Origin of the sequence: Streptosporangium heterodermiicola (assembly GCF_051390675.1) — a bacterium.
Taxonomy (GTDB): Bacteria; Actinomycetota; Actinomycetes; order Streptosporangiales; family Streptosporangiaceae; genus Streptosporangium.
Genome location: NZ_JBPJSR010000013.1, coordinates 142,507 through 153,950 on the forward strand (window position 1 = coordinate 142,507; position 11,444 = coordinate 153,950).

The window sequence follows — 11,444 nt, forward strand, 5'->3', positions numbered from 1 at the left end:
GTGATGAATACAGATGACACACGAACGCCGTCGAGACGTGACGTGGTTCCGCGAAACCCTCACGTCATGGCTGAGCAGCGCATTTCACGCAGCGGACGGCGTTGGAGGCATTTACCCCTCCGCGTGGGCCGCTTGCCACCTCACGCGAAGGCGCGTCCCTGTTCCGGGCGGGTGATGACTGCTCGACGTGCTTGGGGGAGGCGTTCCTCCGCTGTGGTGTGGGAGTGGCGATCGTGAGGGAGCCGTTTGAATTGTTCGAGCCTATGGTTCCCACGGGAATGACCGCGCTGGAGACGGCGGAGTCGCTTCGGTGTGAACTCGCTGTTCAACAGATCGCCTGCGATGTCCACGACGGGTACGGGCTGGCGCTGGTGCCGGTCTGGGTGGGTCTGGTCGTCTGGTGTGACGGGGAGCGGTTCTGGTGGCGTACCGGTTGGAGCCTTCGGCGTGGCCGTTTCGTCTGCGCCTGGCATCCGGCCAGTGATCCCGAGCGGGCCGCAGGCTGGATCGCGGCGATTTACGCGGAACTACAGGAACGGCACACACCACCCTGGCTGCTCCCAGAGGTCGCGGGGATGGATCATGGGCCGCGCTGAAGGGCAGGCGTCGCCGTACGCCGAGCCGGTGACCTGCGGAGCGGGGTTCACCGTGCTGCCCGTGTCTGAGGAGTGCGTCAGCCCGTGGCGCGTCGCCATGCTTCGGCGGGATCACGCGCGGCTGGAGTGGCGGTCACCGGACGACATCCTGGAGCGGGCGCGTCCGGAGGCGTGGACATGCGCGTGCCGGGCCACGTTCTACGAATTGCACGTCGGCGCCGGGCAGGGATTCATCCGGCGGATCCTCCAGGACGAGGGCGGTCACCGGGTTCACGAGACTCGGCTGTGGCGGATCGGTGAGGCTCGGGTCGTCTGGTCGGCGTCGTTAGCCGGGCAGGCCCGGTAGACGAGTGTGGCGATACAGCCGTTCGGTGTGGAGGGCACCGCGAAGGTCGTACCGTCACACTCCTCACCTGAGGGAAGGGGGGCCTGTACGTCGTCCGTGGATCCGGCTCCCGGGTGGTGTGTCAGCCCGCCGGGGGAGCGGAGCTCTCGCGGACGACGAGGTCGGTGGAGAGCTCGACCCTGCGGGGCTCGGGGGACTCGCCGCGGGAGATGCCCAGGGCCATGCGGGTGGCGAGGAAGGCCATCTCCTCCAGGGGCTGGCGGACCGTGGTGAGCGGCGGCCAGGCGGACTTGGACAGGGGCAGGTCGTCGAAGCCGACGACGCTCAGGTCGTCGGGGACGCGCAGCCCGCGCTGCCTGGCCACCTCGAAGACGCCGAAGGCCTGCAGGTCGCTGCCGGCGAAGATGGCGGTGGGCCGGTCGGGCAGCGAGAGCAGGGTGTGGCCGTGGTCGTGGCCGGAGCCGACGAGGAAGTCGCCGTGCAGGATCAGCGCCGGGTCGACCTCGACCCCCGCCGTCTCCAGCGCGGCCCGGTAGCCGTCTATGCGGGCCCGGCTGCACAGCACGTCGGGCGGGCCGCCGATCATGCCGATCCGGCGGTGGCCGAGCTCCAGGAGATGCCGGGTGGCGGTCAGGCCGCCCTGCCAGTTGGTCGCGCCCACCGACGCCACGCCGGGGGCCGGCTCGCCCTCCGGGTCGACGACCACGAAGGGGATCGAACGGGAGTTGAGCCGGTCGTACCGCTGTGCCGAGAGCCGGGAGCCGACGATGATCACACCGTCGGTGCGGCGGGCGGCGAGCCGGTCGAGCCAGTCGCGGCCGGGACCCTCGTGGGTGTGCAGGACGGAGATCACGATGCTGGCCTCGGCCTCCGCGGCCGCCTTCTCCGCGCCGCGGATGAGCTCCATCGCCCACGGGCTCTCCAGCTCGGCGAAGATCAGGTCGATCAGGCCCGCCGGGCCGTCGGCGCCGGTCGCGCGCCGGATGTAACCGTGCTCGCGGAGGAGCCGCTCGACCCGCCTGCGGGTCTCCGGCGACACCTCGGACCTGCCGTTGATCACCTTGGAGACCGTGGGGGCGGAGACGCCCGCCTCCTCGGCGATACGGGCGATCGTCACCCGGGGCTTACCTGGCATGCCCGGCAGCATATCCGAAACCTTTCGGAGTGTGCCCGGTGGCCTGGGAATACGTCTTCTTCCCTCACCGTGGAGATCTCGCGCGATGAGCCGATCGCGCTTGAGGGTTTTCTCCGCGCCCGAAGATAGAAAATTTTTGCGATCGGCAGAAATGTTCACCGGCTCGCGTCACGGCTGTGAGCGCCGTACGCGGGGACCGGCTACCGGTGAGGTACGCCGGAGAAGGGCGGCCCGGAGGCGCCGCCGGACTCCCGCAGGGCGGTGAGGAGGGCGAGCGGTGTCGCGGCCGCCCAGGCCTGGGGGGAGGACGAGTGCGGGTAGGGCACCGGGTCCGGGTGCTCGTCGCGCCCGTACCCGGCCATGACCTCCGGCAGCCGCCAGCCATGCCCGGCCGCCGCTCTGACCAGGCCGCGGGCGACGGTCGCGGCCTGTTCGGCGAGTCCGGAGCGCGCCAGGCCGAGCACGATGACGGCGTTGTCGTGCGGCCAGATGCTGCCCAGGTGGTAGGAGAGCGGGTGGTAGGGGACCTGGCCCGCGGCGAGCGTGCGGATGCCGAAGCCGGAGAAGAAGTCGGGCCGCAGCAGCCGCCGTCCCACCGCCAGCTCCTCCTCGGGGGCGAGGATGCCCGACCACAGCAGGTGCCCGGCGTCCGAGGCGAGCGCGTCGACCCGCCGGTCCTCCCCGTCCAGGGCGAGCGCGGGGAAGGCGTGCCCGGGCATCCAGAAGTCGCGGCGGAAGCGGACGCGCAGGTCCGCGGCGGCCTCCTCCAGGTGGCCGGCCCAGCGCGGATCGCCCCACACCGTGCGGGCGAGCCGGGCCGTGCGGACCAGGGCGTCGTACGCGTACCCCTGGACCTCGCAGACCGCCAGGGCGCCCTCGGCCCGGGTGCCGTCGGAGAAGCGGACGGCGTCGGCGGAGTCCTTCCAGTTCTGGTTGACCAGGCCGCCGCCCGCCGCGTCCGAGGTGTAGCGGAGGTATCCGTTCCCGCCGAGGCCGCCGTCGCGGAACATCCACTCCACCGCCGCGCGCGCCTGCGGTTCGAGGCGCCCGGCCAGTCCCGGGTCGCCGGTGGCGGCGGCGTGGGCCTCCAGCAGCACCAGGAAGAGCGGGGTGGCGTCGACGCTCCCGTAGTAGCGGCCGTAGGGGACCTGCCGGAAGTGCGCGAGCTCGCCGTGCCGCACCTCGTGCACGATCCTGCCCGGCTGCTCCAGGCGGGCGGGGTCGTCCCGCGTCCCCTGGACGGCGGCGAGCGCGAGCAGGGTGTCGGCGGCCAGGGCGGGCCGGTACGGCAGCGCGAAGAGCGAGGTCAGCAGGGAGTCGCGGCCGAACAGGCCGAGGAACCAGGGGACCCCGGCCGCGGGCACCCGCAGCGCCTCGCCGCCGGGGCCGGACGTGGGGACGCGCAGCCGCGCCAGGTCGGCCAGCCCCTGCTCGCAGGCGCGGGCCAGTTCCTCCCATGAGGTGAGGTCGCGGGGGAGGGGCCGCGCGCCGGTGAACTCGCCGGTGTCGGCCTCCAGCCGCTTCCGCACGGTGTCGGGGGAACCGGGTGGGGACGGTTCCCCCGTACCGTGCGGGACGGCCAGGACGGTGAGCCGCAGGTCGGCCGTACCGTGGGCGGGCAGCGCGAACCGCCAGGTCAGCACGCGGGCGGTGCCCTCGCCCTCGCCTTCGACGGGACGGGTCCGGTGCGGTGGCGGCGCGGCGGTGACGATGGTCCGCGAGGACCAGGTCTCCCCGCGCCGGTAGTGGAAGGCGACCCCGTCCGGTGTGTCGTGCGCGGTGCGGCGCGCGCCGGGCTTCTCGTACGCGCGGTGGTCGGCGCGCAGCTCGAACTGGTCCGCGAAGTCGGCGTCCACGTGGAGTTCGAGCTCCACGACGGCGGGCTCGCCGCTGTTGCTCACCAGCCGGACATGCTCGGTGAGGGCGCCCTCGGCCACCGCCTGCCGCCGGAAGACGGTGTAGGCGGGAGGGTGGTCGCGGGTGCCCGCCGGGGTGAGCACGCAACCGTCGTCGGAGGAGGTCAGCAGGGTCAGCGGTACCGGTACAGCGTCGCCCCCGGTCGGTGGGACCGGCGCCGTATCGCTCGCGGTCAGCGGGACGGATGGTACTGGCGTCGCGTCGCCCGCGGTCGGCGGGGTGGGTGGTAGCGGTGCCGGTGCCGTGCCGCCCGTGGTCAGCAGCCAGCGGCTCAGGTGTCTGGCGTCCCTGATGAACAGCCCGTCCGTCGCGGTGCCCCGGGTGCCGTGAATGTCCCCGTGCGCGGTCACGGCGGCGAAGGTGCCGCTGTTGACGAGCAGGCGGCCGGTGCTCATCGGGCGGAGCCCTCCTCGCGGGATCCGCCTCCGGGGGCGGCTTCGGGAACGCCTTCGAAGACGCCTTCGGAGACGCCTTCGGAGACGTCTTCACGGACGCCACGGGACGCGCCGTCGCCGGGTGCGTGGAGCAGGTCCAGGGCCAGGGCGGCGGTCCAGCTGAAGCGCCGGATACCGCGTCCCTCTCCGGTGTACGGCTCCACGTACTCGGCGAACCCCGTGCGGTGGGCCGCGTCCAGGACCTGCGCGCGCAGCCGGTCGGCCGCTCCGGCCTCGCCGTGCCGCACCAGGCCGCGGTGGACCAGCCAGGCCGTGTTGAACCAGCTGGGACCGCGCCAGTAGCGGTTGCCGTCGAACTCCTCCGCCGTGAGGTCGTAGCTGGGCACGAGCCGGACCTCCCCCAGGCGGAAGCGCGGCCCGCGGGCGGTCCGCATCAGGGCCGCCGCGACGTCCTCCGGCAGGCCGGGGACGATCAGCGGGGCGAGCCCCGACACGCCGTACCCGGGCACGCGCTCGTCCGTCACGAGGTCGCGGGGGAGGAAGATCCCGGCGGCCGGGTCCCACAGCCGGTCGAGCAGGGCGCCGGTCGCGGCCTCGGCCCGCCGCCGGTGCGTTCCCTCGTCCGCGCCGACGACGCGGGCGATCGCGGCGAGCGCGTGCTCGGAGGCGATGAGCAGGGCGTTGAAGCAGGGGTCCTCGACGGCGAAGGCGTGCGGGGTGCGCGCGTCGTCGTAGCCGTGGTCGCGGTAGGTCGCGGCCAGGCGCACGTACCGCGCGTAGTCCAGGTCGGTGGGCCGGTCGGCGGGGGCGCCGTGGTCGAGGTCGGCCCGGCGGAAGGAGTCGCGCGGCGCGGGCTCGACCCTGGCCAGGGCCGCGTCCCAGCTCGGGCTGTTGTCCAGCCCCGGCTCCCACGGGTGCACCACCGCGGCCAGCCCGCCGCCGCCCAGGTCCCTGGAGATGGCCAGGTAGCGGTGCCAGGCGGCGAGCCGGGGATAGACGCGCGGCAGGAAACCCCGGCGTCGCGATTCGGCGGGGTCGGCGAGGTGCACCAGCCAGGCGGCCAGAGCCTGGACGGGTGGCTGGACGATTCCCGAGGTCTCGACGGTGGAGGGCGCGCCCGTGTCCCGGTCCGTGCCGGAGGAGCGCCAGAAGTCGGGGCTGGGGAAGTAGGCCCCGAGGGGTACAGACGGGTTGAAGATGATGTGCGGGATCCGGCCGTCGCCCCACTGCGCGCCCAGCAGCGTCTCCAGCTCGCGCTGGGCCCGGCGCGGGGCGAGGTGGCGCAGCCCGATGGCGACGAAGGCCGAGTCCCAGCTCCACTGGTGCGGGTACAGGGCACGCGAGGGAACGGTCGCCGCCCCGGTCCAGTTGCCGAGCAGGACGTGCGCGGCGGCCCGGCGCAGGTGGTCCCGGCGGCCGGTGCCGGAGGCGGCGGCCGCTTCGAGGACGGCGGTCATCCGGCGGGCCGCTGCGAAGGCGAAGGCCGCTGCGAAGGCGAAGGCTGGTGCGAAGACGACGGCTGGTGGGAAGGCAATGGCTGCTGCGAGGACGACGGTTGCTGCGAGGACGACGGCTGGAGGGAAGACGACGACCGGTGCGAGGACGTGGACCGGTGTGAGGACGACGCCTGGGGCGGGAAGTGCGGGAAGGAGGCGCGTCGCAGGAAGGCCGGGATCGAGCGCACGGCCTGGACCGGGTCCCCGGTGAGCCTGCACTCGACCGCCAGGTAGCCGTCGTAGCCGATGGCGTCCAAAGCGCCCAGCCAGGCGGGCCAGTCGAGGTGGCCCGCGCCGGGCTGCATGCGGTTGGAGTCGCTGACCTGCGCGTGGCCGACCAGGGGCGCGGCGGCGAGGACGGCGGCCGCGGGGTCGGTCTCCTCGATGTTCATGTGGTAGCTGTCGACGCCGATCCGTACCGAGTCCAGGCCGACGGCGCGGATCAGGTCGGCGGCCTGCTCCAGCCGGTTGACCATGTGGTCCTCGTAGCGGTTGAGCGGTTCGAGGAAGAGCGTGACGCCCTCGGAGCGGGCGTGCTCGCCCAGCTCGGTGAGCCCCTCAAGCAGCACCTCGCGGTCCCGCTCCTCACTGCGCGGCGGCTCGAACGGCGGCAGCCGCCGCGAGAACATGCCGTACGAGGCGGGGGTCTGGGCGCCGAGCCCGCCGAGCTCGCCGATGACCGACAGCTGCGACTTCATCTGCTCGATCGCGTCGCGGCGCAGGTCGTCGTCGAAGGCGCCGAAGAAGTGGAGCATGTCCACGCACACGGTCGGCATGACGACGCCGTCGGCCTGGGCCCCGCGCAGCTCGGGCAGCCGGTCGCGGAAGTGGAAGGCCCCCCTGGCCCGCAGCTCGACGGCGTCGTAGCCGGCGTCCCGCGCGAACTCCCACTTCTCCTGGAGCGTCTCGCCGGGGAGCAGCTGCTCCTGGCAGGCGATCTTGAGCATCGTTCGTCAGCCTCTCAGAACTCCAGGACGACCTGGAGCGCGTCGGCGGGACGCTCATCCAGGAGGACGTATGCCTCGGCCGCGTCGGCGACCGGCACGACATGGCTCACCAGGGACTTCACGTCGACGTGCCCGTCGGCGACGAGCCGCAGGAAGGTCCGCTGCAGCCGGTCCACGCTCCAGCGCCCGGACAGCTGCGGCGGGACCCCGCCGATCTGGGAGGAGACGAGCTGTACGCGGTTGTGGTGGAACTCGTCGCCGAGCCGCAGCCCCGCGCCGTCGCCCTGGTAGAAGCCGGAGGCGACGACGCGCCCGCCCACGGCGACCGAGCGGATGGCCTCGTGCAGGGCCGGGTGGGCGCCGCTGATCTCGATGGCGACGTCGGCGCCGAGCCCGCCGGTGGCCTCGCGGATCCGCTCCGCGACGGCGTCGGCGCGCGCGTTCAGGGTGCGGGCGGCGCCGTACTCCGCCGCCTTGGCGAGCCGGGAATCGAGCGCGTCGACGGCGGTGACGCGGGCGCCGCTCAGCTCCGCCAGTCGGGTGGCGAGCAGGCCGATCACCCCCTGGCCGAAGACGGCGACGTCCTCGCCGAGGTGGATGTCACCGGCGAGGACGGCGTTGTACGCGATGGCCCCGACCCTGGCGAAGGCGCCCGCGAGCGGGGCGAGCCCCTCGGGGAGCGCGTGGCCGATCATCCGTTCGGCGGGGACGATGCCCTCGCCGCGGTGCCCCCAGATGCCCCACACGATCTCGCCGGTCCCGGGCAGTCCGGGCGTGCCCGCGAGCTCGGGGGAGACCTCGGCGACCTCGCCGACCTCGGAGTAGCCCCAGCCCGCCACCGGGTACGAGATGCCGGGCCCCGCGTCGCGGAAGATCCTGGCCTCGGGGTCCCAGGTGCGGGTCAGGTAGGGGTTGGTCCCCCGGTAGGCGGTGAGTTCGGTGCCCGCGGAGATTCCGGAGTACAGGGTCCGGACGCGCAGGTGGCCGGGAGGCAGGGGGAGGGACTCGCCGGTGGCGACCTCAACCTGACGGGGGCCGGTGAACTGGACGACACGTTCCACAGGAGCTCCGGAAGATCGTTTTTGTGTATCTGTTGGACAAATAATGCTGGCTTGTGTCGAAGATAGCCCAAACTTAGGTCTTGTCAATAAGCAAAAGTGGTGCTCTGATGCAACACGTACGAAACACGGCGGCAGTGAGGAAGATCTATGCGCAGGCGGTCTCGAAGGTCGAGGACACTGGCGGCCGCTGTGGCCGTCGCGCTGGGAATCGGGCTGACGTCCGGTTGCGCCGCGCGGGGTGAGAGCGCTCCGGACAACAGGATCACGGTCTGGAGCCTGGAGAACCTCACCCCCCGGATGGAGGCGACCAAGAAGGTCGTCGCGGCCTTCGAGAAGGAGAGCGGCGTCCAGGTGGACCTGGTCGGGATCGACGAGGGCCAGCTGCCGCAGCTGATCATGTCCGCGGCCGCCGCGGGCACCCTCCCCGACGTCCTCGGCGCCGTACCGCTCGCCCCCGTCTGGCAGATGTACACCAACGGCCTGCTCGACACCGCCGCCGCGGGCAGGATCGTCGAGGCGCTCGGCGCGGGCACCTTCAACCGCAACGCGCTCACGCTGACCGGCGACAGGACGACCAGGCTCAGCGTGCCCAGCGACGCCTGGATGCAGATCCTCGTCTACCGCAAGGACCTGTTCGCCAAGGCGGGGCTCGCCGTCCCCGACTCCTACGACGCCATGCTGCGGGCCGCGCAGGCCCTGCACGCCGGCGACGTCAGCGGCATGTCACTCGCCACCGACCCGAGCGACGTCTTCACCCAGCAGAGCTTCGAGGACCTCGCGCTCGCCAACGGCTGCGGCCTCGTCGGCCCCGGCGGCGACGTCGGCCTCGACAGTCCCCAGTGCCGGCAGGCGTTCGCCACCTACCATCAGCTCGCCGCCGACTACGGCGCCCCGGGCACGCAGAGCGTGGACTCGACCCGCGCCACCTACTTCGCCGGCCGTTCCGCGATGATCGTCTGGTCCACCTTCCTGCTGGACGAGCTGGCCGGACTGCGCGCCGACGCGCTGCCCAGCTGCGCCCAGTGCGCCCAGGACCCCGGCTTCCTCTCGGACAACAGCGGCATCGTCACGGCACTGAAGGGCCCCGGCGCCGCCGAGCCCGCCCAGTTCGGCGAGATCTCCTCCTGGGTGGTCACCCGGACCGCCGAGACCGCGGCCTCGGAGAAGTTCGTCCAGTACATGATGGGCACCGGGTACGAGGGCTGGTTCGGGATGGCACCCGAGGGCAAGGTCCCGGTCCGCGACGGCACGGCCGAGGACCCGGACAAATACCTTGAGGCCTGGCGCGCCAGCGACGTCGGCGTCGACACCAGGAAGCCGATGAAGTCCGTCTTCTCCGCGGAGTTCCTCGACCAGCTCGCCTCCGGCGTGAGCGACATGCGGCGCTGGGGCCTCACCGAGGGGCAGGGCGCGCTGGTGGGCGCGACGCTCGGCGAGCTTCCCATCCCGAAGGCGGTCGGCGCGATGACCTCCGGCCAGATATCCCCGGAAGAGGCCGCCAGGGAGGCCGACGAGGAAGTCACGGCCCTGCAGAAGTCCCTCCAGTGAGCCCCCGCGGCCCCGTCCCCCCGAGGAACCCACGATGAGCAACACGATGAGCACCCCGATGAGCAACACGATAAGCACCCCGGTGAGCACCACGATGAGCGGCACATGAGCACCACACAGGGCGCCGAGCGGCGCCGGCCCCCCGAGACGAGCCCGGAACCCGAGGTACGGCGGGACGGCACCCCCACCCTGGCCCAGCGCGAGAACAGGACCGGGCTGGCCTTCGTGTCGCCCACCGTGCTCGTCGTCCTGGTCGTCGTCGTCCTGCCCATCGCCTGGACCGTGCTGCTCGCCTTCCAGAGGGCGCGGCTGATCGACATCCAGGGCATGGGCCTGCTGTCCAACTGGACCTGGGAGAACTTCGGCGAGGTCTTCACCTCGCCCGGCTTCTGGACCTCGCTGTGGACCACCCTGGTCTACACCGCGGGCAGCACCGCCGGGTCGATCGCCCTCGGGCTGGTCGCCGCCCTCGCCCTGCGCCGGCCCTTCCGCGGCCGGGCCCTGCTGCGCGGGTCGATGCTGCTGCCCTACGTCGCGCCCGTGGTGGCCGTCACGTTCGTCTGGGAGATCGCCCTCAGCCCGCAGTTCGGCATCGTGAACGAGCTGGGCACCCGGCTGCTCGGCTGGGACAAGCCGATCGCCTTCCTCGCGACCCGCTCCCACGAGATCTCCATCCTCGGCTGGGACGTGGAACTGCCGCTCGCCCTGCTCACCGTCATCGCCTTCGAGGTCTGGCGCTACTTCCCGTTCGCCTTCCTGTTCCTGCTCGCCCGGCTGCAGGCCGTGCCCGCCGGTATAGAGGAGGCCGCCACGGTGGACGGCGCCACGCTCACCCAGCGCTTCCGCCACATCCTGCTGCCCCAGCTGATGCCGGTGATCGCGCTGCTTTCCGTGCTGCGGTTCATCATGACGTTCAACAAGTTCGACGACGTCTATCTGCTCACCGGGGGCGGCTCGGGCACCGACGTCGTCGCCGTGCGGGTCTACGACTTCCTCACCGCCCGCTACGACGTGGGCGCGGCCGCCGCGCAGGCCCTGGTCCTCGCGGCCGTCCTCGCCGTGCTGCTCGGCGTCTACTTCAAGTTCTTCGCCAAGAGGGTCCAGGAGGAGGCGTCATGAGCCGCGCACAGGTCGAGGAGAGGACCTTCGCCGTCGTGCGGTGGGGCGTGATCGCCTTCCTCGCGGTCATCACGCTCTTCCCCTTCTACTACATGCTGCTGCTGTCGGTGAAGCCCATCGACCAGCTGCTGCTCGACCCCGGCCGGCTGTGGGTGACGCTCTCGGAGTTCACGGTCGACACCTACCGCGACGTCCTGCGGTCGGTCGACGACGGCGGACAGGGCTTCCTGAGGATGCTCGGCAACTCCGCGCTCGTCGCCCTCGCCACCGTGGCGCTCACCCTGCTCGCCTCGGTGCCCGGCGCCTACGCGGTGAGCCGCCTCAGGTTCTTCGGCGGACGCCAGGTCAGCGCGGTGTTCCTCGCCGTCTATCTCTTCCCGTCCACCCTGCTCGCCGTCCCGCTGTTCGTGATGTTCGCCAAGATCGGCCTGCAGGGCAGCCTGACCGGGCTCGTCATCGTCTACATCGCGCAGACCGTGCCCGTCTCCATCTACATGCTGAAGAACTACTTCGTCACCATCCCCAAGAGCGTCGAGGAGGCCGCGGCGCTCGACGGCTGCTCGCGGGCGCAGATCCTGCGCCGGATCGTGCTGCCCCTGGCCGCGCCCTCCCTCATGGCGACCGGCCTGTACGTCTTCATGATCGCCTGGAACGAGTTCCTCTTCGCGCTGCTCTTCCTCGCCGCCGCCCCCGACCAGTGGACGGTCTCGCTGGGCCTGCAGCAGCTCGCCAACGGCATCGAGGTCCCCAAGACGGTTCTCATGGCGGGGTCGGTGGTCCTCACGATTCCCGTGGTAGTTCTTTTCTACGCCGCCGAGAGGCTCCTCACCGAGGGTCTCACCAGCGGCGCGGACAAGAGCTAGAGCCGAGGAGAGACACACCGG

General features: G+C 72.0%; 10 protein-coding genes. 5 read left to right on the forward strand and 5 right to left on the reverse strand.

Annotated features, from left to right (window positions below):
• Nucleotides 1–278: 278 nt before the first annotated feature.
• Both ACSC1Q_RS26860 and ACSC1Q_RS26865 read left to right on the forward strand, forming a co-directional pair.
• Nucleotides 279–596, forward strand: coding sequence for a hypothetical protein (locus tag ACSC1Q_RS26860; protein ID WP_436761452.1), 318 nt, complete (start codon nucleotides 279–281; stop codon nucleotides 594–596).
• The gene (locus ACSC1Q_RS26865; RefSeq protein WP_436761453.1) at nucleotides 583–942 is read left to right on the forward strand and encodes a hypothetical protein; all 360 of its coding nucleotides are present in this window, start codon (nucleotides 583–585) and stop codon (nucleotides 940–942) included. Before ACSC1Q_RS26860 ends, ACSC1Q_RS26865 begins: the two co-directional genes overlap by 14 nt.
• Before the next feature lie 121 nt (nucleotides 943–1,063).
• Here ACSC1Q_RS26865 and ACSC1Q_RS26870 read toward each other — a convergent pair whose 3' ends face one another.
• From ACSC1Q_RS26870 to ACSC1Q_RS26890, 5 genes are all read right to left on the reverse strand, one after another.
• Nucleotides 1,064–2,077 carry a LacI family DNA-binding transcriptional regulator gene (locus tag ACSC1Q_RS26870; RefSeq protein ID WP_436761454.1) on the reverse strand — a complete coding sequence of 338 codons (1,014 nt, stop codon included), beginning with the start codon at nucleotides 2,075–2,077 and terminating at the stop codon, nucleotides 1,064–1,066.
• A 200-nt stretch (nucleotides 2,078–2,277) separates the two neighbouring features.
• Nucleotides 2,278–4,389 carry an amylo-alpha-1,6-glucosidase gene (locus ACSC1Q_RS26875; protein WP_436761455.1) on the reverse strand — a complete coding sequence of 704 codons (2,112 nt, stop codon included), beginning with the start codon at nucleotides 4,387–4,389 and terminating at the stop codon, nucleotides 2,278–2,280.
• On the reverse strand, nucleotides 4,386–5,846 hold the full coding sequence (locus tag ACSC1Q_RS26880) for an MGH1-like glycoside hydrolase domain-containing protein (protein ID WP_436761456.1): 1,461 nt from the start codon (nucleotides 5,844–5,846) through the stop codon (nucleotides 4,386–4,388). The genes ACSC1Q_RS26875 and ACSC1Q_RS26880 overlap by 4 nt, the downstream gene beginning before the upstream one ends.
• Nucleotides 5,843–6,832, reverse strand: a complete 990-nt coding sequence (locus ACSC1Q_RS26885; protein ID WP_436761457.1) for a TIM barrel protein — start codon at nucleotides 6,830–6,832, stop codon at nucleotides 5,843–5,845. The genes ACSC1Q_RS26880 and ACSC1Q_RS26885 overlap by 4 nt, the downstream gene beginning before the upstream one ends.
• A 14-nt stretch (nucleotides 6,833–6,846) precedes the next feature.
• Complete coding sequence (locus ACSC1Q_RS26890; protein ID WP_436761458.1) at nucleotides 6,847–7,893, reverse strand: zinc-dependent alcohol dehydrogenase; 1,047 nt, start codon at nucleotides 7,891–7,893, stop codon at nucleotides 6,847–6,849.
• 147 nt (nucleotides 7,894–8,040) lie between these two features.
• On the opposite strand from ACSC1Q_RS26890, the gene ACSC1Q_RS26895 reads away from it, so the two are divergent.
• The 3 genes from ACSC1Q_RS26895 to ACSC1Q_RS26905 all read left to right on the forward strand — a co-directional run bounded on the left by ACSC1Q_RS26895 (nucleotide 8,041) and on the right by ACSC1Q_RS26905 (nucleotide 11,423).
• Nucleotides 8,041–9,441, forward strand: a complete 1,401-nt coding sequence (locus ACSC1Q_RS26895) for an ABC transporter substrate-binding protein (RefSeq protein ID WP_436761459.1) — start codon at nucleotides 8,041–8,043, stop codon at nucleotides 9,439–9,441.
• Nucleotides 9,442–9,546: 105 nt separating this feature from the next.
• On the forward strand, nucleotides 9,547–10,560 hold the full coding sequence (locus ACSC1Q_RS26900) for a carbohydrate ABC transporter permease (RefSeq protein ID WP_436761460.1): 1,014 nt from the start codon (nucleotides 9,547–9,549) through the stop codon (nucleotides 10,558–10,560).
• On the forward strand, nucleotides 10,557–11,423 hold the full coding sequence (locus ACSC1Q_RS26905; RefSeq protein WP_436761461.1) for a carbohydrate ABC transporter permease: 867 nt from the start codon (nucleotides 10,557–10,559) through the stop codon (nucleotides 11,421–11,423). Before ACSC1Q_RS26900 ends, ACSC1Q_RS26905 begins: the two co-directional genes overlap by 4 nt.
• Nucleotides 11,424–11,444: the final 21 nt, after the last annotated feature.